The 22719-nt window shown below is 67.0% G+C and carries 17 protein-coding genes; 5 read left to right on the plus strand and 12 right to left on the minus strand.

The genetic code is table 11. From position 1 onward, the window contains the following. Positions 1–92: 92 nt before the first annotated feature. The 8 genes from CXQ81_RS20790 to CXQ81_RS20825 all read right to left on the minus strand — a co-directional run bounded on the left by CXQ81_RS20790 (position 93) and on the right by CXQ81_RS20825 (position 12423). Entirely contained in the window at positions 93–326 is a 234-nt protein-coding gene (locus CXQ81_RS20790; protein ID WP_007932361.1) for a DUF465 domain-containing protein, read from the minus strand. Positions 327–526: 200 nt separating this feature from the next. After that, positions 527–3187, minus strand: a complete 2661-nt coding sequence (locus CXQ81_RS20795; RefSeq protein WP_101338422.1) for an excinuclease ABC subunit UvrA — start codon at positions 3185–3187, stop codon at positions 527–529. A 168-nt stretch (positions 3188–3355) separates the two neighbouring features. Continuing rightward, positions 3356–5467 carry a PAS domain-containing sensor histidine kinase gene (locus CXQ81_RS20800; protein ID WP_101338423.1) on the minus strand — a complete coding sequence of 704 codons (2112 nt, stop codon included), beginning with the start codon at positions 5465–5467 and terminating at the stop codon, positions 3356–3358. A gap of 262 nt (positions 5468–5729) precedes the next feature. Then, positions 5730–8813: an error-prone DNA polymerase gene (locus tag CXQ81_RS20805; RefSeq protein ID WP_101338424.1), complete on the minus strand. Its 3084-nt coding sequence runs from the start codon at positions 8811–8813 to the stop codon at positions 5730–5732. Further along, positions 8810–10225 (minus strand): DNA polymerase Y family protein, encoded by a 1416-nt coding sequence (locus CXQ81_RS20810; RefSeq protein ID WP_101338425.1) that lies wholly within the window; start codon positions 10223–10225, stop codon positions 8810–8812. Before CXQ81_RS20810 ends, CXQ81_RS20805 begins: the two co-directional genes overlap by 4 nt. Positions 10226–10232: 7 nt before the next feature. Further along, positions 10233–10850, minus strand: coding sequence for a translesion DNA synthesis-associated protein ImuA (imuA, locus tag CXQ81_RS20815; RefSeq protein ID WP_101338426.1), 618 nt, complete (start codon positions 10848–10850; stop codon positions 10233–10235). Continuing rightward, entirely contained in the window at positions 10850–11467 is a 618-nt protein-coding gene (gene lexA / locus CXQ81_RS20820; protein ID WP_007929352.1) for a transcriptional repressor LexA, read from the minus strand. Before lexA ends, imuA begins: the two co-directional genes overlap by 1 nt. Before the next feature lie 38 nt (positions 11468–11505). Continuing rightward, a complete protein-coding gene (locus CXQ81_RS20825; protein WP_007929350.1) occupies positions 11506–12423 on the minus strand; it encodes a LysR family transcriptional regulator in 918 nt (305 codons plus the stop codon). Positions 12424–12526: 103 nt separating this feature from the next. Between CXQ81_RS20825 and CXQ81_RS20830 the strand changes: the two genes are divergently transcribed. From CXQ81_RS20830 to CXQ81_RS20840, 3 genes are all read left to right on the plus strand, one after another. Beyond that, entirely contained in the window at positions 12527–14269 is a 1743-nt protein-coding gene (locus CXQ81_RS20830) for an amidohydrolase (RefSeq protein ID WP_101338427.1), read from the plus strand. A gap of 119 nt (positions 14270–14388) precedes the next feature. After that, positions 14389–15126, plus strand: coding sequence for a TorF family putative porin (locus CXQ81_RS20835; RefSeq protein WP_101338428.1), 738 nt, complete (start codon positions 14389–14391; stop codon positions 15124–15126). Between the two features lie 132 nt (positions 15127–15258). Beyond that, positions 15259–16917: a phosphoethanolamine transferase gene (locus tag CXQ81_RS20840; RefSeq protein ID WP_371860841.1), complete on the plus strand. Its 1659-nt coding sequence runs from the start codon at positions 15259–15261 to the stop codon at positions 16915–16917. A gap of 156 nt (positions 16918–17073) precedes the next feature. Here CXQ81_RS20840 and CXQ81_RS20845 read toward each other — a convergent pair whose 3' ends face one another. The 3 genes from CXQ81_RS20845 to CXQ81_RS20855 all read right to left on the minus strand — a co-directional run bounded on the left by CXQ81_RS20845 (position 17074) and on the right by CXQ81_RS20855 (position 20093). Then, the gene (locus CXQ81_RS20845) at positions 17074–18042 is read right to left on the minus strand and encodes a Gfo/Idh/MocA family protein (protein ID WP_101338429.1); all 969 of its coding nucleotides are present in this window, start codon (positions 18040–18042) and stop codon (positions 17074–17076) included. Positions 18043–18070: 28 nt separating this feature from the next. Continuing rightward, positions 18071–18955 (minus strand): Dyp-type peroxidase, encoded by an 885-nt coding sequence (locus tag CXQ81_RS20850; protein WP_101338430.1) that lies wholly within the window; start codon positions 18953–18955, stop codon positions 18071–18073. 100 nt (positions 18956–19055) lie between these two features. Next, positions 19056–20093, minus strand: coding sequence for an AraC family transcriptional regulator (locus CXQ81_RS20855; protein ID WP_101338431.1), 1038 nt, complete (start codon positions 20091–20093; stop codon positions 19056–19058). A 271-nt stretch (positions 20094–20364) separates the two neighbouring features. Here CXQ81_RS20855 and CXQ81_RS20860 point away from each other — a divergent pair, with 271 nt between their 5' ends. Continuing rightward, complete coding sequence (locus tag CXQ81_RS20860; protein WP_101338432.1) at positions 20365–21315, plus strand: transporter; 951 nt, start codon at positions 20365–20367, stop codon at positions 21313–21315. Positions 21316–21329: 14 nt separating this feature from the next. Next, the gene (locus CXQ81_RS31100) at positions 21330–21482 is read left to right on the plus strand and encodes a hypothetical protein (RefSeq protein ID WP_157832263.1); all 153 of its coding nucleotides are present in this window, start codon (positions 21330–21332) and stop codon (positions 21480–21482) included. On the opposite strand, the gene CXQ81_RS20865 is transcribed toward CXQ81_RS31100, so the two are convergent. Then, the gene (locus tag CXQ81_RS20865; protein WP_178081109.1) at positions 21479–22687 is read right to left on the minus strand and encodes a DSD1 family PLP-dependent enzyme; all 1209 of its coding nucleotides are present in this window, start codon (positions 22685–22687) and stop codon (positions 21479–21481) included. The two genes, CXQ81_RS31100 and CXQ81_RS20865, sit on opposite strands and share 4 nt — an antisense overlap. Positions 22688–22719 lie beyond the last annotated feature (32 nt).

The raw sequence follows: 22719 nt of genomic DNA on the forward strand, positions 1-22719 counted from the left end.
GATAAGTAAACAGCAGGAAGGGAGTGGCTAGTGCATAGAACCTGGCGAGACGCCCGAAGCCTCGGGACATCTCGCTCAGGACAGGGTCGGGGTCAGAAGCGGGCAGTCAGCTTCTCGGAGATTTCATCCTTGATCAGCAGCCGCTTTTCCTTGAGTCGTTTCAGCTCCTCGTCAGCGGCCGCCGCGGCCTCCGCTTTGAGCACCTGATCATCAATGCTGGAGTATTTGTCGAACAAGGCATTCAAGTGCGGGTCACTGGCCCGGCGCTGTTGAATGTCTTCTTTGCTGTAGCTCAGGTCCTGATACAGGTCGTGGGGCACCGGCATGAAACACCTCCGTTTGTTGATCGGTAGCAAGCGCACTTACAGGCACTCGCCAGTTACCAGAATGACCTCCACCACCGCAGTCTGTCGACCGTCAATCAGACCACAGCGCTAACCGTTCGTCGCCTGCAGCGACATTTCCCGCGCCCCACCGCCCGCCTCACAACCCGCCACGAGCGAAGCCCCGCGGAGGGTGCCGCGATTCACCCCAGCGCCTGGGCCAGAAACGGCGCGGTGCGGCTCTTGCGGTGCCTGGCCACCTGTTGTGGCGTCCCGCTGACCACCACTTTGCCGCCCTGGTCGCCGGCGCCCGGGCCGATATCGATCACCCAGTCGGCCTGGGCCACCACGCGCATTTCATGCTCGACCACCACCACGCTATGGCCGGCCTGCACCAGGTTGTCCAGTTGTTCCAGCAGGCGATCGACATCCCGCGGATGCAGGCCAGTGGTCGGCTCGTCCAGCACATACAGGGTGGCGCCGCGGGGGTTGCGCTGCAGCTCGGTGGCCAGCTTGATCCGCTGCGCTTCGCCGCCGGACAGTTCGGTGGCCGGCTGGCCGAGGCGCAGGTAACCCAGGCCGATATCGCGCAAGACTTCCAGGGAACGGCGGATGCTCGCCTGTCCGGCGAACACCTCGACCGCCTCCTGCACCGTCAGTTGCAGGACCTGGGCGATGTCCAGGCCCTGCCACTGGATAGCCAGGGTCTGCGGGTTGTAGCGCGCGCCGTGGCAGGTCGGGCACGGCGCATAGACGCTGGGCATGAACAGCAGCTCGACGCTGACAAAACCCTCGCCTTCGCAGGCCGGGCAGCGGCCCTTGGCGACGTTGAAGGAGAACTGCCCGGCGTCGTAGCCCAGCGCTCGCGCCTCGGGGGTGGCGGCGAACAGCTTGCGCACGTGGTCGAACAGCCCGGTGTAGGTCGCCAGGTTCGAGCGCGGGGTACGGCCGATGGGTTTCTGGTCCACTTGCACCAGGCGCTTGATCCGCTCCAGCCCGGCGGTGACTTCGCCGCTGCTGGCCTGCGGGGCGTCGTCTTCCAGGTTCAGCTCCTCCGGCTCTTCGTTGCTCTGCGGCCGCCCGAGGTGCGCGCCCACCAGTTCCAGCAAGGCCTGGCTGACCAGGCTCGACTTGCCGGAACCGGAGACCCCGGTCACCGCGGTAAAACAGCCGAGGGGGAATTGCGCGCTCAGGTCCTTCAGGTTGTTGCGGCTGATGCCCTCCAGGCGCAGCCAGCCCTGGGCCTGGCGCGCGGTACGACGGGCCGGCGCCTGTTCGGCGAACAGGTAGGCGCGGGTCTGCGACTGCGCGACCTGGGCCAGCCCCGCCGGCGGACCGCTGTACAGCACCTGGCCGCCCTGCTCGCCCGCCGCCGGGCCGACGTCGATCAGCCAGTCGGCACGGCGCATGGTCTGCAGGTCGTGCTCGACCACGAACAGCGAATTGCCCGAAGCCTTGAGCTGCTGCAGGGCCTCGAACAACGCCTCGGCGTCCGCCGGGTGCAGGCCGGCCGAAGGCTCGTCGAGCACATAGATCACCCCGAACAGCTGCGAACCCAGCTGGGTCGCCAGGCGCAGACGCTGCAACTCGCCGGACGACAGGGTCGGCGTGCTGCGTTCCAGGGCCAGGTAACCCAGGCCCAGGCCAGTCAGGGTGCTGACCCGCTCCAGCAGATCCTGGGCGATGCGTTGCACGGCCAGGCGTTTTTCCAGGGACAGGTTCGGCGTGTGCCGCACATCCGGCCCTCCGACATGCCCCGGCGCACCCTGGGCGATCCGTTGTTGGCGCGCGGCCTGGGTCTGTTCGTGGCTCCAGACCTCGCCGGCCTCCTCGGCCTGTTCCAGGTAAGCCTGGGCGGCCACCGGCTTGAGCACCTCGGCCAGTTGCAGCAGGGGCATCTGCGACAGCTCGCCGATGTCGAGGCCGGCGAAGGTCACCGACAGCGCCTCGCGCTTCAGGCGCTTGCCCTCGCACAGCGGGCACGGGCTGCCGAGCATGAACTGCGACACGCGCTTTTTCATCAGCGCGCTTTGCGAATGGGTGAAGGTGTGCAGCACATAGCGCCGGGCCCCGCTGAAGGTGCCCATGTAGCTCGGCTCCTGCTTGCGCTTGAGGGCCTCGCGGGTCTGCTCCGGGGTCAGCCCGGCGTACACCGGCACGGTCGGGGTTTCTTCGGTAAACAGGATCCAGTCGCGCTGTTCTTGCGGCAGGTCGCGCCAGGGAATATCGACGTCGTAGCCCAGGGTCACGAGGATGTCGCGCTGGTTCTGCCCCTGCCAGGCCAGCGGCCAGGACGCCACCGCGCGCTGGCGGATGGTCAGCGAAGGGTCCGGGACCATGGACGCCTCGCTGACCTCGTAGACCCGGCCCAGGCCGTGACAGTTGGGGCAGGCCCCTTGCGGGGTGTTGGGGGAGAAGTCTTCGGCGTAGAGCATCGGCTGTCCCGGCGGGTAGCTGCCGGCCCGGGAATAGAGCATGCGGATCAGGCTGGACAAGGTGGTGACGCTGCCCACCGAAGAGCGGGTGCTCGGCGTGCCGCGCTGCTGTTGCAGAGCCACCGCCGGCGGCAGGCCTTCGATGGCGTCGACATCCGGCACCCCGACCTGATCGATCAGGCGCCGAGCGTAGGGCGCCACCGATTCGAAGTAGCGGCGCTGGGCCTCGGCATACAGGGTCGAGAACGCCAGGGACGATTTGCCGGAGCCGGAGACCCCGGTGAACACCACCAGCGCATCGCGGGGAATATCCACGTCGACGTTGCGCAGGTTGTGTTCGCGGGCGCCGCGCACCCTGACAAAACCCGAGCTGTTCGCGGGCAAGGAAGACAAAACCTGGGGCGAAGGCGTGTTGCGCGCTGAAGTCATGGGACAGCCTTGTATCGGAGGTGTCGGAACAGAGGTCAAGTCAGAAAGCCCCACGGCGCCAGCACCGGCGACCGGCAGCCACCCGACCGAGGTGCAGGGTGCATGGGCCCGGGGTTTTGAGCAACCGCGGATGTCGAACGTTTGGCGGACTTTTCCCCGCTTATGGCCTCACGCCTCCAGCACCGACCTGACCATGGCGGTCAGGGCATCCGGGCTGTAGGGCTTGCTCAACAGGTGGGTGTCCGGGCTGAGCTGGTGATTGCAGGAAATGATGTCGCGGGTATGCCCCGAGGTGAACAGCACCGCCACGGCCGGCGACTGGGTCTTGGCCCAGAGCGCAAGGTCAGTGCTTTTGATCAGGCCGGGCATTACCACATCGGTGAAGATCAGCTCGACCCGGGCGCCGCTCAGCAGCAGTTGCATGGCCGCATCGCCATTGGCCGCCACCAGCACCTTGTAGCCGGCGCTCTCCAGCAGCTCGACCGCCGCCGCGCGGACGTCCTCGTTGTCCTCCACCACCAGGATGGTTTCCTGGCCGTGGCCAGGCCGCTGCCCGCGCCGGGGCGCCTCTCCCGGTTCCGGTTCGGTGCTGCGCACGAAATACATGCGCACCGTGGTGCCCTGCCCCGGCGTGCTGAGCATCTCGATATGGCCGCCGCTCTGCTTGACGAAACCGAACACCATACTCAGTCCCAGCCCGGTGCCCTGGCCGTCGCGCTTGGTGGTGAAGAACGGCTCGAACGCCTGCTTGAGCACCTCGGGGGGCATGCCATCGCCGGTATCGGCCACCGACAGGCACAGGTAGTCACCGGGACTGATGCCCTTGCCGGCGCAGAAACCGCGGTCGAGCACCACATTTTCGCCGCGGATGCCGATGGTGCCCTCGCCCTTCATGGCGTCGCGGGCGTTGATCGCCAGGTTGAGCAAGGCATTTTCCAGCTGGCTGCGATCGACCTTGATGCACCAGGGCTTCGCCGGCAGTTGCACATCGATGTCGATGGTTTCGCCGAGGGCCCGTTGCAGCAGCTCACTCAGGCTGTCGGGGATCCGGCGGGGGTTGTAGACCTCGGGCGACAGCGGCTGGCGCCGGGCGAACGCGAGCAATTGCGCGGACAGCTTGGCGCCGCGCTCGACCGCGGTAATGGCCGCGCCGACCCGGCGCTGCACATTGGCATTGTCCGGCTCATGGCGCGCCAGCAGGTGCAGGTTGCCGGCGATCACTTGCAGCAGGTTGTTGAAGTCGTGGGCCACGCCACCGGTCATGCCGCCAATGGCTTCGAGCTTCTGCACCTGGCGCAGTTGCTCCTCGGCCGAGACCCGCGCGTTGACCTCCTCGGCCACCCGCTGCTCGAGGTTGCGCGTCAGTTGCAGCAGCGACTCTTCGGCCATCTTGCGTTCGTGGATATCGATCAGCACGCCGGGAAAGCGCAAGGCCTGTCCTGTGTCGTCGAACTCGCAACGGCCACAGCCCATGACCCACAGGTAACTGCCGTCCTCCCGGCGGATCCGGTATTCGGTGTTGTAGGGCACGCCCTTTTTCACGCTGTAGGCTGCCTGTTCCTTGATCCGCGGCAGATCCTCGGGGTGCACCCGGCCGTCGGCGACCGCCATCGACAGGTCGTCCAGCGGCTGCTCCAGCGGGTAGGAAAAGGTCCGGGCAAAACGCTCGTCGCCCGACAGCCGATCGGCCTTGATGTCCCAGACAAAGGAACCCAGCAGCGCCCCGGCATTGAGCGCCAGCTGCACCCGTTCGTTTTCCGCGCGGTAGGCGTTCTCGACTTCCTGGCGGCGCTGCTCGGACAGCACGTGGGCGGTGGTCTCGACCACGATCGCCATGACCCCGGCCGGGGCCTGGTCGTCGCCGGCCACCGGGCTGTAGTAGAGGTCCATCCAGACATGTTCCGGCTGGCCGTTGCGCAGCAGGACCAGCTCCTTGTTGCGGTACGACAGGGTCCCGCCCGCCAGGCAGGTGTCCAGCACATGGCGGTTGAAATCCGCCACTTCCGGCCAGCCCAGCTCCACCTGGCGGCCGAGCAGGTACGGATGCCGGCCGCCGGCGAATTCGGCGTAGGCATCGTTGTAGACCATGTAGCCCGAGCGGCCCCAGAGCATGACCAGCGGCACCGGCGAGGCCAGCAACAGTTGCACGGCGCTGCACAGGCTCGACGACCACTGCTCCAGCGCGCCCAGCTCGGTGACGGACCAGTCGAACGCCTGGATGCGCCCGGCCATCTCGCCTCTCCAGCCCTGGCAACCATGAGGATCGGATAAGAACGGCATCGCTTGACCCAGTGAACACGATTGAATGACGGCATTCCCGGCCGCGCCCCGAACGCCACGGACAGGTACTCAAGATTTGGAGCACAGGCCACGCGGATGGTTTCACCGCATTTTCGCGCTTGTCGGACAAATCGCCATGATGCCGGGCAAACAACCCCGGCCTGTAGCCGCTGCCACAGGCGGCGATCGGCCGCAACGGCCGTAAAAGTCTCAAGATCGCTGAAGGCCTTCAGCCTTGTCGCAGCCTGCGGCAGTGGCTACATCAGCGGAAATCCCGGCTGCGCACGGTGATACCGCTCAGCAGGTCGCTGAGGTCGCTCAGGCGCCCGGCGATCAGGTGGCGGACCTCGCCTTCGGTTTCCAGGGTGCCATCGACCTTGAGCAACTGCGCGCCCACCAGGACCTTGCGCTGGCGCTCGGCCAGGTCACGCCAGACCACCACGTTGACGTTGCCGAACTCGTCTTCCAGGGTGACGAAGGTCACGCCGCTGGCGGTGCCCGGTCGCTGGCGCCCGGTGACCAGCCCGGCGATGCTCACCGGGCGCCCGTGCTCGACCTCCAGCAGCTCGCGGGAACTGCGGCAGCGCCGGGCCTTGAGCTCGCCCCGCAACAAGGCCAGCGGATGCGGCCCCAGGGTAGTGCCGACGCTCAGGTAATCGGCCTGCAGGTCTTCGCCGACCGTCGGCCGCGGCAAGACCACCGGCGCTTCCTCCTGGCGCGGCAGGCCGGCGAACAGGCCGAGCTGTTGCTGCACCCCCGCCACTTCCCAGCGCGCCCGATACCGGTGCCCGACCAGCCCGCGCAGGGCGCCGGCATCGGCCAGCAGCTCCTGGGCGCGGCTGTCCAGGCGCGCCCGTTGCCCGAGGTCGGCGATGTCGACAAACGGGCCATGCCCACGCGCCGCCTCGATCCGCCGCGCGTCGTCTTCGCGAAAGCCCTTGATCATCCGCAGCCCCAGGCGCAACGCCGGCTGCGCGCCGGCCAGCGGCTCCAGGCTGCAATCCCAGGTGCTGGCGCGCACGTCCACCGGACGAATCGCCAACTGATGCCGGCGCGCGTCCTGGAGAATCTGGTCGGGGCTGTAGAAACCCATGGGCCAGCTGTTGATCAGGGCGCAGGCGAAGGCCGCCGGCTCGTGGCATTTGAGCCAGCAGCTGGCATAGGTCAGCAAGGCGAAACTGGCGGCGTGGGACTCGGGGAAACCGTAGCTGCCGAAGCCTTTGATCTGCTCGAAGATCTGCGCGGCGAACTCGTCGCTGTAGCCATTGGCGCGCATGCCGTCGCGCAGGCGCAGGCGATGGGGTTCCAGGCCGCCGTGGCGTTTCCAGGCGGCCATGGAACGGCGCAACTGGTCGGCCTCGCCGGGGGTGTAGTCGGCGGCGACGATGGCGATCTGCATCACCTGCTCCTGGAACAGCGGCACGCCCAGGGTCCGCTCCAGTACCACCTCCAGTGCCCTGGAGGGATAGGTCACCTCCTCCTTTTTGTCACGCCGGCGCAGGTACGGATGGACCATGCCGCCCTGGATCGGTCCCGGCCGGACGATGGCCACCTCGATCACCAGGTCGTAGAAATCCTTCGGCTTGAGCCGGGGCAGCATCGACATCTGCGCCCGCGACTCGATCTGGAACACGCCGATGGTGTCGGCGCGGCCGATCATCTCGTAGGTGGCCGGGTCATCCGGCGGAATAGTCGCCAGGGTCCACTGCTGGCCACGATAACCACGCACCAGATCGAAACAGCGGCGAATCGCGCTGAGCATGCCCAGCGCCAGCACGTCCACCTTGAGCAGCCCGACCGCGTCCAGGTCGTCCTTGTCCCACTGGATGATGGTGCGCTCGGCCATGGCCGCGTTTTCCACCGGCACCAGGGTGTCCAGCGGCTGCTCGGAAATCACGAAGCCACCGGGGTGCTGGGACAGGTGCCGGGGAAAGCCGATCAGTTGCCCGGTCAGGCTCAGGACCCGGCGCAGCACCGGGCTGTCCGGGTCGAAACCGGCCTCCCGCAGGCGCTCGACGGCCGGCGGCGTGTCGCTCCAGTGGCCGCAGCAATCGGCCAGGGCGTTGACCTGGTCCGGCGGCAGGCCCAGGGCCTTGGCCACATCGCGCACCGCGCCGGCGCCGTGGTAGGTGCTGACCACCGCGGTCAGCGCGGCGCGGTGGCGGCCGTAACGCTGGAACACGTACTGCAGGACTTCCTCGCGGCGATCGTGCTCGAAGTCCACGTCGATATCCGGCGGCTCGTTGCGCTCGCGGGAGAGAAAACGCTCGAACAGCAGGGTCGAACGGTCCGGGTCGATCTCGGTGATGCCCAGGGCGAAACACACCACCGAGTTGGCCGCCGAGCCCCGGCCCTGGCAGAGGATCGACTGGCCGCGGGCAAAGTTGACGATGTCGTGCACCGTGAGGAAATAGCTCTCGTACCCCAGCTCGGTGATCAGTTCCAGCTCATCGTCGATCTGCTTGAGCACCTTGGGCTTGGCGCCCCCGGGCCAGCGCTTGACGATGCCGCGCTCGGTCAGCTCGCGCAGCCAGCTGGCCGGCGTCTGCCCTTGGGGCACCAGTTCCCGGGGGTACTGGTAGTGCAACTGCCCGAGGTCGAAATGGCAGCGCTCGGCAATCCTCAGCGACTCCTCCAGCAAGGCCGGCGGATACAGCCCGCGCAAGGCCTCGAGGCTGCGCAAATGCCGTTCGCCATTGGGGTGCAGGCGCTGGCCGGCCTCGGCCACCCGCACGTGATGGCGGATCGCGGTCATGGTGTCCTGCAAGGCCCGCCGCCCACGCACATGCATATGCACATCGCCGCAGGCCACGGCGGCAATGCCCAGCCCGCGGGCCAGCGCCAGCGACTCGCCCAGGCGCCGCTGATCGTCCTGGCCACAGTGCAGCTCCACGGCCAGCCATAGCCGGTCGGCGAACACCTGCTGCAACCAGCGCCCCGCTTCTTGCTGCTCACCCTCTGGTTGACCGTCCGCCAGCCACAGGACCAGCAGCCCCGGCAAGGGTTGTTCGAAGTCTTCGCGCAGCAGCTGGTACTGGCCCTTCTGCGCCCGGCGCCGGCCACGGGTGATCAGCCGACACAGGCCCTGGTAACCCTCCAGGCTCTCCACCAGCAACACCAGCCTCGGGCCGTCGTCGAGGCGCATTTCGCTGCCGACGATCAGCGCCAGGTTGCTGTCCCTGGAGGCCTGCCAGGCCCGGACGATGCCGGCCAGGCTGCATTCGTCGGTAATCGCCAGGGCCTGGTAGCCCTGGGCCGCCGCCCGCTCGAACAGCTCGCGGGCACTGGAGGCACCGCGCTGGAAACTGAAGTTCGACAGGCAGTGCAGTTCGGCGTAGCCCTTCATGCGAACCAGCCCTGCAACAGCAAGGGCCCCGCCTCGCCCACCGGGCGATATGCCCAGCCCTGCTGGCCGCCGCGGGTTTCGATCAGGTAATAGTCGCGGCGCACGTCGCCGCCGTCCCACCAGCCGGACTCGATGCGCTCCGGCCCCATGAGGATGCGCGCCGCCCCCTCCGCCAGCACCAGCGGCTCGCGCAGCAGCCAGCCCGGGCGCCGGGGCCCGGGCAGCAGCGGGCAGGCCTGGCTGTCGCCGACCGGCTGCCAGCTGCATTCGGGGCGGTGGTCCGAGTGGAAGCGCAAGCCATGCACCGCCTCGTCCCCCAGGCGGGCGCGCAGGCGCTCGCGCAGTTGCTCCCAGGGCAGGGATTGCTGCAGGCGCTCGTCGAACAGCTCGCGGTGCTGCGGCACGAAGCGCGGCAAATCCTCGGCCACCAGGCGCACGCCACGCACCGGCGCCGGCACCTGGATTTGCTCCAGGCGCCCGCGCGCCAGTTCGAACAGCATCCCCGGCTCGCGCTCGGCGCTGAGCAGGCCGACCTTGACCAGGGTGTCGGGCAGCTCGACATGCTCCAGGTGCAGCTCGAAGCGCTGCACCCCGCTGTCACGGCCACAGAGAAACGCCGCCAGATCGCAGGTCAGGCGGCGCAGGGGAAACAGCAGGGCCTGATGAGACAGCACGTCGAAATTCAATTCGATGCGCAGATCGAAACGGTCCGGCGGCTGATAGAACGCCAGCGCCAGGGAGCGCTCGCCCAACAAAGTATCCAGGTGCTTGAGCAGGCCCGCGTCGAAACGCCGGGCCAGGGTGTCCCGCGGCAGCCCACGCACCTGGGCGAAGGTGCGCAGGCCCATGCGCGACAAGGCTGTGGCCGTGCCCGGCGGCAGGCCGAGACGCTCCACGGGCATGCGCCCCAGGGCCTGGCGCAATTGCTCCAGGTCGGTCACCGCCAGCCCGTCGTAGGCATTGGCCAGCACCCGGGCCGCCGCCGGATTCGGCGCGCTGACGATGCGGTGGCGAAAACCCAGCTCGTCCAGCTCCTGGCGCAGGCGCGCCTCCAGCTGTGGCCAGGGGCCGAACAGGCCCAGGCTCGACTCGATCTCGAACACCAGGGTGCGCGGGTAATGCACGCTGACCTGGGAGCTGAAGCGGTAGGCCCAGGCCGCGAGAAACTGCTGCCAGCGGGCGATTTCCTCGGTGTCGTATTCGGCGCTGGCGAAGTCCTTGCTCAGGGCCTGGGCGGCGGTCAACGACTGCCCGGGGCGCAACCCCAGCTCGCGGCCCGCGGCATTCACCGCCTGGATCACCCGGCGCTGCGGCGTCCCGCTGAGCAGCGCCAGCGCGGCCTCCGGTTCGGGGCGCTGGCGCAGCGCCGCGTCCAGCGCCAATTGCGGGAACAGAATACAGACCCAGCGCATGGCAACCTCAGGGCCCCGGGGCGAAGGCGATCGGCGCCGAATGGGCCAGGCCGCCACGGCACTTGAGCACCCGCAGCTGCGCCGGCCGCGCCTCCACGACAAGGCGCAGGGCCGCCGGCGAAGGGTTGATGGCGTCCTTGAGGGAGCGGTAGGCAAAGGCCAGGGTCTGGCCGGTCTCGGCCGCCACCTGCAAACGCCGCAAGGCGCGGTCGTCGGCCTGTTGCGGCCAGCACAGCACGGCCCCGCAACTGCCCGAACGCAGGCATTGCTCGGCGGCCCACAGGGCATCCCGCTCGCCGGCCTGGATCACCGCCAACTGGCGCAGGTCGACCCCGGCGCTCTGCCAGGCCTGGGGATACGGCACATGGGGCGGCGCCACCAGCACGATGCGTTCGCCGGCGGCCGAGAGCCGGGCCAGGGTCGGCCACAGCAGTTGCAGCTCGCCGACCCCCTGGGCGGCGATGAGGATTTCCGTCAGCGCCGCTTCCGGCCAGCCGCCGCCGGGCAAGGCCGCATCCAGCATGGCGTGGCCGGTGGGTTGCGGGCTGGCCGCGGGCGCCGTCGGGCGGCCCTTCCACACCCGGCCGGCATTGAACAGCGTCTCCAGTGCCACGACAGCGCCCATCAGCCTTGCCTCACCAGGCCACAGAACACCCCTTCGATGGCCAGGTCGCGGTCCTCGCCGATCAGGATCGGCGCATAGGCCGGGTTGCGCGGCAGCAGGCGCACGCCATCGGCCAGGCGTTCGAAACGCTTGATGGTGACCTCGCCGTCCAGCCGCGCCACCACGATCTGGCCGTTGCGCACCTCGCTGTCGCGGCGTACCGCCACCAGGTCGCCGTCGAGGATGCCGTCCTCGATCATCGAGTCGCCCTGGACCCGCAGCAGGTAATCGGGGGTACGGGAAAACAGCGCCGGGTCGAGCAGCAAGCGGCTGTGCACCTCGGCATCGGCGCCGATCGGCAGGCCGGCGGCGACCCGGCCGAGCACCGGAATGTCGAGCAGTTCGGGGCGCGGCGGCTGGTTGAGCAGGCGGATGCCCCGGGCCTGGTTGGGGTTGACCTCGATGAAGCCGGCTTCGGTCAAGGCCACGACATGCTTGCGCGCCACGCTGCGCGAGGCGAAGCCGAAGGCCTCGCTGATTTCAGCGAGGCTCGGGGGCTGGCCATGTTCGGCGATGCGCTCGCGGATAAAGGTCAGGATGGCACTGCGGCGGGGAGATAAAGTGGTCATGGAGTACATTTGTACTCCACCCGGGTTTTCCTGACAAGAACCGCCAGTCAGCCCAGGCCACGGCTCGCCAGGAACGCGCTGATGTAATCGATGAACGCCAGCACCTTGGCCGTGGCCCGCCGGTGGCTGGGGTAGACCGCGAGGATGTGCGGCCCGAAGCAGTCGGGGTCGATGGCGTAGTCGGCCATCACCCGCACCAGGCGGCCGTCGGCCAGGTAAGGCGCGGCGCTCCACAACGGGGTGTGCAGCAGCCCGCGCCCGGCCAGGGCATTGGCCAGCAGCAGGTCGTAATTGTCGCTGCGCAAGCGTGGCGCCCGAGGTTGCAGCAGGCTCAGGCGCTGCCCGTCCCGTTCGACCCACCAGAACTCGCGGCTGAGCAAGGGATGGCGATAGAGCAGCCATTCGTGTTCATCCAGGGTCTGCGGCGTCACCGCCACACCCTTGCGCGCCAGGTACGCCGGGCTGGCGCACAGGGCCAGGCAATTGCTGCCGACCACCCGGGCGATCAGCCCCGGCAGGTCGTCATGGCCTTCGCGCAGGGCCAGGTCGTAGCCGCTTTCCAGCAGGTTGACGAACTCGTCGCACAGGTCCACCTGTAGGTCGATCTGCGGGTACTGCTCGAGGAAACCGCCACACACCTGGTCGAGAAAGGCCTGTCCATAGGCCAGCGGCGCGGTGATCTTCAGGTTGCCGCGCAGGCCATGCTGCAACTGCTCGATTTCCTCGCCGGCCTCCTCCAGCCGCTGCAGGACCTGGCGCGCGGTGTCCAGATAGAGCCGCCCCACTTCCGTCAGCAGGATCCGTCGGGTGCTGCGCTCGAACAAGCGCGCGCCCAGCTCGACCTCCAGGTGATTGACCGCCTTGGTCAGGGCCGAGGGGGTCTTGCCCAACTGCTCGGCGGCGCGGCTGAAACTGCCCAGCTGCGCGGTGACCACGAACATTTTCAGTGCACTCAACTTGTCCATGCTTTTTCCATTCAGGCAAAAACGTTTTTCGTCAGCGAGGCGTTCTGTCGGCTCTGGCAAGCCAATAAGCTGGCCATCAGACGCAATAACAAGGAAATACTCAATGAAAAGATTCATCCCGAATCTGCTGACGATTGCAGTGAGTTTTGCCTCAATGGAAGCCATGGCCGCCACCGATCTGGTGCTGTTCAACGGCCAGGTGTTCACCGCCGACCGCGCCCAACCCAAGGCCCAGGCCCTGGCGGTGGCCGACGGCAAGGTGCTGCAGGTGGGCAGCGACGCGCAGATCAAGGCCCTGATCGAAACCGGCACCCGGGTCATCGACCTGGGCGGCAAGACCCTGATGCCCGGCCTGATCGACAGCCATTCCCACGCGATCTTCGGCGGCCTGGAAATGACCTCGGCCAACATGCAGGACGAGGTGGTCGGCCTCGACGAGCTGGAGAAAAAGCTGCGTGCCTGGCGCGACGACGGCAAGGCCAGGCATGGCGATGTGCTCAGCATCGCCGGCATGAGCTCGGCCTACTGGGCCCAGGCCGAAGCCCTGGGCCAGCGCTTCAACGCCGGCGAATGGGCCAGGGTTCCGGTGGTGTTCACCGGCAGCGATCACCATACCGCCTGGGCCAACAATGCGATGCTCGAGCGCGCCGGCATCGACGCCGCCCTGCTCAAGAACCTGCCGCAGGCCGAGCGCGACACCATCGGCAAGCTCGCCGACGGCCGCCCCAACGGCTTCCTGGTGGACGCCGGCTGGGACCGGGTCGCGGCGAAAATGCCGGTGCCCAGCAGCGCCGCCCTGCTCAACGCGGCGCAATCGGCGGTGCGCTACAACAACAGCCTGGGCATCACCGCCTGGATGGACCCGGCAGCCAACGCGGCTCCCGGCGAGGCGGTATTCGCCCTCAAGCCCACCGCCCAGACCGTCGGTGTGCTGCCGGCCTACAAGGCCCTGGCCGAGAGCGGTGGCATGAGTGCCCACGTCGCCGCGCTGCTGGTGGCCAACCCGAAAAGCCTTCCTGCCGACCTCGACGCACTGGAGCAGGTGCGCCAGCAATTCCAGGGCATTGCCAACCTGACCCTGCCCGGGGTCAAGATCTTCGCCGACGGGGTGATCGAGTACCCGGCCCAGAGCGCGGCGATGATCGATCCCTACAGCAACTCGCACAAACAGGGCGAACTGCTGATCGATCCCGAGCATTTCGGCGAACTGGTCAGCGCCATCGACCAGCGCGGCTGGCGGGTGCACATCCATGCGATCGGCGACCGCGCGGTGCGCGAATCCCTCAACGGCATCGCCCAGGCGCGCAAGGACCGCCAGAGCGGCATCGCCCACTCCATCACCCACCTGCAGATGGTCAACCCGAAAGAGTTCGCCCGCTTCAAGCCGCTGGGGGTCATCGCCTCGATGCAACTGCTGTGGGCCTCGGCCGACGACTACACCCTGGACATGATCAAGCCCTACGTCAGCGCCCTGGCCTTCCGTTACCAGTACCCGGCGCATTCCCTGCTCAAGCAGGGCGCGACCCTCGCCGGGGCTAGCGACTGGCCGGTGTCCTCGCCCAACCCGTGGAACGCCATCGCCCAGGCCATCACCCGCAAGGGGCCGCTGGGGGTGCTCAACGCCGACGAGCGCCTGGACCGCGAAACCATGTTCTACGCCTACACCCTCAATGCCGCCCGCGCCATCGGCCTGGAGCAACGGATCGGCTCGCTGAGCGCCGGCAAACAGGCCGATTTCATCGTGCTGGACCGCGACGTGTTCAAGGTCGACGAAAAGGCCCTGCACGAAACCCAGGTGCTGCAGACCTGGTTCGCCGGCCGCGAAGTCTACGCCCGGCCTCTCTAACCCGATCCGTCTGAAAACCAGCTGATCCACTGCCCGCCCCCATGTCCTTGCGCACATGGGGCCGGCGCAGCCTTGCCCGAAACCTGCCCATAACAATCACAACAATACGGGACGCCCACATGAAGACCCTCAGCCTGTTCGCCATCGGTGCCTTGAGCCTGTTGCCCCCGGGCAGCCAGGCCCTGCCCCTGACCGATGACGTTGCCGTGGAACTGGAACTGACCCTGGCCAGCGACTACCGCACCCGCGGCATTTCCCAGACCCAGAACGACCCCGCCGCGCAGGCCGCCGCGACCCTGCTGCACAGCAGCGGCCTGTACCTCGGTGCCTGGACCTCCAACGTCGATTTCGGCGGCGGCCTGAAGACCCGCCAGGAAGTCGACTACTACGCCGGCTGGCTGTGGCAGGCCAGCGACGCGGTCAGCCTCGACCTGGGCTACCTCAAGTACAGCTACCCCAGGGAAGGGCAATTCAACCAGAGCGAGGTCTACGGGATTTTCAGCGTCTACGGGTTCAGCCTGGCGGCCTATTACTCCAACGATGCGCCGGGCATCGACAGCCAGCAGAGCACCCTGTACCGCTACCTCGGCTACGAAACCGAGCTGCCCCTGGGCCTGGGCTTGAAGCTGCGTTACGGCGAGATGGACTTCAAGGACCCGCGGCTGATCTCGGCCTCGGGCCAGGGCGAGGATGCCTACCACGAATGGGAAGCCAGATTGACCCGTGAAGTGGCGGGCGTGGTGCTGGGTCTGAGCTATATCGATACCGACCTGTCGAAAAGCCAGTGCACCGGCAATTACGGGTTCAGCGACCTGTGTGGCGCGACCTGGGTCGCCAGTGCCAGGAAGACCTTCTGAATCCCGCGGGCGCTGGTCGGCGTGAGCCGATACGAAAAACAGCGCCCTTTCGACATTTTTTTTACCAATCCCTCTCTATAGTCGGCAGTGCAACTGCTGGTGCCTTCATCGCAGGTAGAGGAACGAACTGAAATGGTCTTGGGCAAAGGACTGCGATTCGCGTCAATCACATCGACCCGCCTGGTGCTGCTGTTTTCCCTGGCGCTGGTGCTGCTCTACAACTTCGCCACCTGGCACGCGCTGGGCAACCTGATCAGTCTGCAAGGCCTGCACAAGCTGGTGTTCTTCGCTTCCTTCGGGCTGTTCCTGTGGGCCGCCATCACCCTGCTGCTGACCCTGGTGTCCTTCCGCTGGACCCTCAAGCCAGCGCTGACCCTGGTGGCCCTGACCTCGGCCGCCGCCGCATATTTCATGAACCAGTACGGCATCACCATCGACACGGTGATGGTGCAGAACGTGTTCGAGACCAACCCGGACGAAGCCGCCGCGCTGTTCAATTTCAAGCTGCTGGGCTACCTGCTGGTGCTGGGCCTGCTGCCGGTGGTGCTGATCTGGCGCACCCCGGTGCGCTACCGGCCGTTCTTTCGCGGCCTGCTGAACAAGCTGCTGGTGATCGCCGGCTGTGTGCTGGTGATCGCGGTCTCGGTCGGCGCCTTCTATTCCACCTACGCGCCGATCTTTCGCGAAGAAGACAAGCTGACCCACTTCATCAACCCGACCAACTACATTTACGCCCTCGGCAAATACGCCAAGCAGAGCCTGGGGATCAAGCAACACCTGGTGATCCAGCCGATCGGCCAGGACGCGGCGATGAGCGCCCAGGCCAGCACCCGGGAGAAGAAGTCGCTGATGATCCTGGTGGTCGGCGAGACCGCCCGCGCCGACCATTTCTCCCTCAACGGCTATGCTCGCGACACCAACCCGGAGCTGGCCAGGCTGGACATCCTCAACTTCACCCAGGTGCACTCCTGCGGCACCTCGACCGCGGTCTCGGTGCCGTGCATGTTCTCGATGTTTCCCCGCGAGGACTACAGCGACAAGAAGGGCAAGACCTACGAAGGCCTGCTGGATGTGCTGCAACGGGCCGGCGTGCAGGTGCTGTGGCTGGACAACAACAGCGACTGCAAGGGCACCTGCCTGCGGGTGCCGAACCGCGACATTCCCAAGACCCAGCCGAGCCCCTTCTGCGACGGCAAGAACTGCCTGGACGAAGCCCTGCTGGTGGACCTGCAGCAGTACATCGACCGCCTCGGCGACAACGCGATCATCGTCCTGCACGCCGACGGCAGCCACGGTCCGGAGTACTACGAGCGCTACCCGAAGAGCCTGGAGCGCTTCACCCCGATCTGCCACACCAACCAGCTGGGCAGTTGCAGCAGCGAGGAACTGGTGAACGTCTACGACAACACCCTCCTCTACACCGACCACTTCCTGGCCCGGGTCATCGAGCTGCTCAAGCACAACCAGCAACGCTTCGACACCTCGATGCTGTACGTCTCCGACCATGGCGAGTCCCTCGGCGAAAACGGCCTGTACCTGCACGCCGCGCCCTACGCCCTGGCGCCGCAGGCGCAGACCCATGTGCCGATGCTGATGTGGTTCGGCCAGCAGGCCCTGAATGACCTGGGCATCCAGCGCGACTGCCTGCAAGGCAAGAGCGGCGAGCCGGACCTGAGCCACGACAACCTGTTCCACTCGGTGCTCGGGCTGTTCGAGGTCAAGACCAGCCTGTACCAGCCGCAGCTGGACATCTTCCATTCGTGCCGGCCGAACATGACCGCGGCGCACTAGCGCCGCTGGATAGCGCTTGGCTTCTGTAGGAGCGAACGGGCGGCGATCCGACTTGCTCGCGAAGGCCGCGACGCGGGGTATCTGATACACCGCGTTATCGTTCATCGCGAGCAAGCTGCGCTCCTACAGAAGAAGATCGCGCACGTTCCGTAGGGTCTAACCGCGCTTGAGGATCAGGTCCATGACCCGGTCGGTTTTCACCGCCTCGGCGGCCAGGGCAGGATGCTGCACTTGGCCACGGATATGGGCGTTCATGCCCAGCACGTGATGCCACTGGATGTGCTCGGGGTTGTCGATGAACAGGCTCAGCTGTTCATCGGCGTCCAAGTGCAGCGGATGCTCGTCGAACACCGAGAAAGCGATACGCCCCTGGCTGCCGATGATCTCCACCCGGTCCAGCCGACGGTCCGCGACGAAGTTCCAGGCCCCCGTGCCCAGGGCGCCGCAGGCGAAGCGCCAGCTGGCGCTCACCGCGTCCTCGGCGCTGTACAGCCCGGCCTGCCGCGCGGTGAAACCGGCAACCTCGGTGATGTCCCCCAGCAGATACTGGAACAGGTCCAGGCCGTGGCTCGCCAGGTCGGCGAAATAGCCGCCGCCGGCGATCCGGGGGTCGGTACGCCAATTGCGGCCGCCATTGCGATCGGCCTCGGACGGCGCCTTGGTCAGGGTCCAGCTCAGGTGGCGCACTTCACCGATGCGCCCGTCCCGCAGCCATTGCCGCACCTGCTGGAAGCGCGGCAGGGAACGGCGGTAATAGGACACGAACAGGTGCAAGCCGGCCCGCTGGAAAACCTGCTGCATCTCCAGGCTTTGCGCGGCGTTCAACGCCATCGGTTTTTCCACGCAGCAGTGCTTGCCGGCGGCGGCCACCCGCAAGCTGTAGGCGTGGTGACTGTCGGGCGGCGTGGCGATGTACACCGCGTCCACCTCGGGGTCGTCGATCAGCGCCTGGGCATCGGTGTAGAAACGCGCGATGCCGTGGCGCGCCGCATAGTCCCGCACCGCTTCCAGGCGCCGGCCCATCACCGCCACCAGGGCCGAGCCCGGTGCCTTGTAGAAGGCCGGGCCGCTCTTGCGCTCGGTGACGCTGCCACAACCGATCATGCCCCAGCGCACAGGCGGCATGCCTTCTCCTGCGGTGCCCATGGGCCGGTCAGACCGCTTGCAGGGCGCGCAGGTCGAGGCGGCCGTCCAGCAGCGGCGGGCACCAGTAGTAGCCGCCGGTGATCGGCCGGCTCATGCGATACAGGCCGTCGACGATGCCGTCTTCCAGGCCGCTCATGCGTCGCAGCTGGACTTCGAAGGCCTGGAGGCTGTGGCCGAAGGCGAGGAACATCAGGCCGCCCTTGTCGCCTTCGATCCACGGCATCGAACGGCGCACCATAAAGGCCTCGGGGGTGAAGCTCTCCTGGGCGGTGCGCTTGACGTGGGCCGAGGCCGGCGCGTCGTCCAGCTCTTCGTTGTCGCTCAGGCGGCGGCCGATGATGTTGTCGCGCTCCTCCTGATGCATCGCGGCAAAGCCCTTGAAGTCGTGCTGCCATTGCTGGATCGCGGCGAAGCTGCCACCGCGCAGGCCGTCGCTGCCGTCGGCCAGGGCCGCGGAAACTGCCTCTTCATCGTGGGGGTTTTCGGTGCCGTCCTCGTAACCGGTCAGGTCGTGGCCGGTCTTGTGGCGGAAGGCTTCGTTCATCTGCACCAGGCGCAGCGCCGGGGCCAGGGCGGCCGCCAGGGCGTTGCCGCGGTGCAGCAGCTCGCCGCGGTCTTCGCCATGCAGCCAGACCCACAGCGCATGCTGGGTCGAAGGGTTGTCGACGCCGACGCCGGTCAGCGCCGGGAAGGCCTTGAGCCCCTGTACGCGGGCGCCCAGCGCCTTGACCAGCGACGCGCCAAACCCTGCCACCGCCGTTTTCCCGTCCACCAGCGTCAGCAGACGATCGATCGCCGCCGGCAGCGCCTCGATGGATTCGAGGGCGAAAAACAGGTGACGAGCCTGGCTCGGAACGGGGGTGGCAAGAATGCCCGGCTGGTAGTAACTCATAGCGACTCCTTGAAGAAAGCCCGGAGTTTACCCGGAGCACCACAATTTGTGGGGGTTTAGACACCCATGAAGTGATGCGGTGAATGGCCACGCCCCTGCCCTACGCCTGACCGCCCTCCTCCCGATAGGCACTGGGGCTGAGGCCGGTCCAGCGCTTGAACGCCCGGCGAAAACTGCGCACGTCGCTGTAGCCCACCGCCTCGGTGATGCGCTCGATGGACAGCTGCGGGTTGGCCAGCAGGCTCAGGGTGCGCGCCCGGCGCACCTGCTCCAGCAATGCGTCGAAGGTCAGGTCGTGCTCGCTCAGGCGCCGGCGCAGGGTGCGCCCGCTCATGTTCAGGTCGCTGGCGACCTGGTCGATATGGCTGCCCTGGGTCAGGTCGCGGGAGATGGCCCGCTCCACCGCCTGGATCAGGTCCAGCTTGCGGTGCACCTGGGCGCTTTCCAGTTCCAGCAGCTTGAGCGCCTGGCGCAGGGCCACGGCGTGGTGGTTGGGCAGGCGCGTATCAAGCCATTCGCCGGCGATGACCATGCGGTTGTGCAGGCAGCCGAAGTGCACGTCGGGCCCCAGCAGGCGCTGGTACTCGTCCTGATAGGCCGGGGCGGCGTGCATGAACTCGACCCGCAGCGCCTTGAAATCGGCGCCGACCAGGGCGCGGCCATAGACCGGCAGGCTGGCGAAGAACTCTTCGACGGCAAAGATCTGCACCTCGCTGTAGGGCAGCCGGCATTCGGCCTCGACGAAAAACTCGTCGCCCTGCTGCCGTACCGTGCAGCTGACAATGCCGCCCGAGGTGTGCTGGTGGCGGATGCCGATGTCGAAGGCATCGCGCAGGGTCTTGCACAGCGACAGCACATGCCCCAGCAGGCCCAGGGTGCCGAGCACGTTCTGATGCCCGACCCACAGGCCCAGGCCCTGTCGGGGCAAGGCCTTGAGCGCGCGCTGGATCATCGCCACGGCCTGGCGGTAGGAGATGCGTTGCGCAGGGTCCTGCAGGTCGTCGAGGGTAAAGCCCAGGCCGCGGCACAGGGCGTGCGGGTCGACGCCGTGGCTGCCGGCGACTTCGGCCAGGGTCTGCAACAAAAAGGGCGACACCAGGGCCAGTTGGTACTGTGGATCGACGGCTTTCGTCTGCATGGGCATCGGGTCCCGAGCCGGTTCGGCTGCAATGCTTATTCTGGTTATGCGCCCCGCTCCCATCACCGCCAGGGCGAGGCGAGCGCCCGCTCAGCATAGCGTTTTCCGCTCGCGTTCACGCAAGGATGTAACAAGTCATTGCAGGCTGGCCGCGAAAGTCCCCCTCAGTGGCCGCCAATACCCTGCCTCCCCGGGCGTCGAAGGCTTATTCCTATGGGGCGGCCGGAAACCGGCCCACTGCGCGCCCACTGACAATAATAAGAGCCCGAACATGAATTCGACCCGCACCCCTCTCCCCCGGCGCCTCGCCGCCAGCCTGGCCTGCCTCGCCGCCCTGCCCACCCTGGCCCCGGCCAGCGAATCCGGGGTCGACAATATCGGCCCCGGCACCGACGGTTTTTTCATCCTGCCGCTGGACGTCAACGGCCTGCCGGACCACATGTTCGCCTTCAACCTGTATTACAACCACTACGAAGCGCGGAAGCTGAATATCAGCTCCCTGGGCGGCAAGGTACCGGACGTGCGGATCGTCTCCGACGCGATCATTCCCCGCCTCGACTACCTGAGCCCGCTGCGGGTATTCGGCGGGCGCCTCGGCGGCTACGTGGCGCAGCCCTATCTGCGCCAGCAGGTGGGGGTCTTCGGCCTCAAGGACCAGCGCGAAAGCATGGGCGACACCACCATCGCGCCGATCATCCTGTGGGACCTGGGCAAGAACCTGACCCTGGGCGCCGCCGTGGAAATCACCATTCCCACCGGCAAGTACGACGCGACGCGCCTGGCCAACACCAGCAACAACTTCTACACCTACAAGCCGCTGGTTTCGGTGACCTGGCTGCCGACCCCGCGCACCGAGCTGTCGCTGAAGACCACCTACAGCTTCAACGAGGAAAACCACGCCACCGACTACAAGTCCGGGCAGATTTTCCATTTCGACTATTCCGCCAGCTATAAGGTGACCGACAACCTGAGCCTGGGGCTCAACGGCTACTACCTGAAGCAGACCAGCGACGACAAACAGTACGGGCGCACCGTGCAGTTTCTCGGCGAGGACGTGGACGACGGCGTGCGCGGCCAAGTGTTCGCCATCGGCCCGGCGCTGTACCTGACCTTCCTCAAGTACGCCAGCGCGGAGATCCGCTGGACCAAGGAGTTCGACGTGGAGAACCGCCCCGAGGGCGAGATGCTGTGGGCCAAGCTGACGATTCCGTTCTCTTTGTAATGGAGGAGCGCAGCTTGCGCGCGATGAACGATAACGCGGTGGTTCAGACATTCCGCGTCACGGTCATCGCGGGCAAGTCGGATCGCCGCCCGCTCGCTCCTACAGAAGAAGGACGCGCCTGCTCGATTGCCCGCGATGAGGCCCTCGGCAGCAGCGCAAAAACCTAGCTGTAGACCGGCCAGCGCTCGACGATCCGCCCACCGCGCACCGCCAGCAGGTCGCCGAATTGCAGCAGCAGCGCTTCGCTCTGCATCGGCCGCAGGAACACCTGGTCGTCCGGTCCCAGGCCCACGGCGGGCGAGCCGTTGACCATCTCCTGGTTGGAACTGCGGCCGAACAGACCGTTGCTTTGCAGCCCCGCCGGCGACTCGAACTCGGCCTGCCAGTTGCCGCCGTAGATGAAGAATGTCTCGCGCTGGTTCGGGTCCCACCAGGCCAACAGTTTCGACTTGTCGTCCAGCGCCGGGATGCGCACCGGGCCAGTGTTTTTCAGCACCGGGGTAGCGATGTAGGCTGCGGGCCGATGTTCGCTGAGGGATGGCAGGTCGTAATGGGTCGGCTTGAGCATCGCCGTGCCCACCGACACCTCGCTGCTCAACTGTTCCCGCTCATGCATGCGGTAGCTGGGGCTGCCGGCGGTATTGAGAGTCAGCCCCGGCTGCCAGAGCGCCGGATGGCGTTGCCGAGTGAAGTCCACGGCGCTCTGGTAGCGCTGCATGACCTTGGCGAACAGCGCTTCGGGCGAGCCGAGAATGCCCGGCACGCCCATGCCGACAAAGGGGTCGTAGCCCATGAAACCGGCGAACTCCAGGTGTTGGGGGTTGGCCGCGATCAGGGTCAGCAGCGGCCCCAGGCCGCTGCTGTCCTTCACCCCACCGCGGTGCAGGCCGACGTCCAGCTCGATATTGATCCGCAGCCGGGTGCCCAGGCCGCGGGCCAGGGCCAGGTATTGCTGCAATCGTTCCGGGGTGTCGATCAGCCATTGCAACTGCCGGGCCGGGTCGAACCGGCCTTTGTGGTCCTGGTAGAACAGCTCGGCCGAACGCACCGGCAGCGGCTTGCCCAGCAGGATATCGGCCTCGGGAAAACGCAGGGCATCGTGATTGAGGAACGGCTGGTGGAACGACATCAGGCGCTGGGTGCCGGCACGCTGGCCGATGTACGCCAGCAGCCCCGGCGACGGCAGGGATTTCTCCACCAGCCGCAGCTGCTTGCCGCCGCGCTTGACCGACTGCAGCACCACATCGATGTTGTGGTCCAGGCGATCGAGGTCGATCAGCAGCACCGGGCGCATCGGGCCGTGGGCCTTGAGTTCCTGGTTCAGCGCGCGGAAATAGTCGCTGTAGGGCCCGCCCCGGTCGGCGGGCCGCAGCCAGGCCCCCACCCCCGCCAACAAGGCGCCGA

The organism is Pseudomonas sp. 09C 129, from assembly GCF_002843625.1.
Taxonomy (GTDB): domain Bacteria; phylum Pseudomonadota; class Gammaproteobacteria; order Pseudomonadales; family Pseudomonadaceae; genus Aquipseudomonas; species Aquipseudomonas chlororaphis.

Coding starts and splice junctions, on each gene's coding strand:
- CXQ81_RS20790 (WP_007932361.1), bottom strand. CDS start 326: ATGCCGGTGCCCCACGACCTGTATCAGGACCTGAGCTACAGCAAAGAA.
- CXQ81_RS20795 (WP_101338422.1), bottom strand. CDS start 3,187: ATGACTTCAGCGCGCAACACGCCTTCGCCCCAGGTTTTGTCTTCCTTG.
- CXQ81_RS20800 (WP_101338423.1), bottom strand. CDS start 5,467: ATGCCGTTCTTATCCGATCCTCATGGTTGCCAGGGCTGGAGAGGCGAG.
- CXQ81_RS20805 (WP_101338424.1), bottom strand. CDS start 8,813: ATGAAGGGCTACGCCGAACTGCACTGCCTGTCGAACTTCAGTTTCCAG.
- CXQ81_RS20810 (WP_101338425.1), bottom strand. CDS start 10,225: ATGCGCTGGGTCTGTATTCTGTTCCCGCAATTGGCGCTGGACGCGGCG.
- imuA (WP_101338426.1), bottom strand. CDS start 10,850: ATGGGCGCTGTCGTGGCACTGGAGACGCTGTTCAATGCCGGCCGGGTG.
- lexA (WP_007929352.1), bottom strand. CDS start 11,467: ATGTACTCCATGACCACTTTATCTCCCCGCCGCAGTGCCATCCTGACC.
- CXQ81_RS20825 (WP_007929350.1), bottom strand. CDS start 12,423: ATGGACAAGTTGAGTGCACTGAAAATGTTCGTGGTCACCGCGCAGCTG.
- CXQ81_RS20830 (WP_101338427.1), top strand. CDS start 12,527: ATGAAAAGATTCATCCCGAATCTGCTGACGATTGCAGTGAGTTTTGCC.
- CXQ81_RS20835 (WP_101338428.1), top strand. CDS start 14,389: ATGAAGACCCTCAGCCTGTTCGCCATCGGTGCCTTGAGCCTGTTGCCC.
- CXQ81_RS20840 (WP_371860841.1), top strand. CDS start 15,259: ATGGTCTTGGGCAAAGGACTGCGATTCGCGTCAATCACATCGACCCGC.
- CXQ81_RS20845 (WP_101338429.1), bottom strand. CDS start 18,042: ATGCCGCCTGTGCGCTGGGGCATGATCGGTTGTGGCAGCGTCACCGAG.
- CXQ81_RS20850 (WP_101338430.1), bottom strand. CDS start 18,955: ATGAGTTACTACCAGCCGGGCATTCTTGCCACCCCCGTTCCGAGCCAG.
- CXQ81_RS20855 (WP_101338431.1), bottom strand. CDS start 20,093: ATGCAGACGAAAGCCGTCGATCCACAGTACCAACTGGCCCTGGTGTCG.
- CXQ81_RS20860 (WP_101338432.1), top strand. CDS start 20,365: ATGAATTCGACCCGCACCCCTCTCCCCCGGCGCCTCGCCGCCAGCCTG.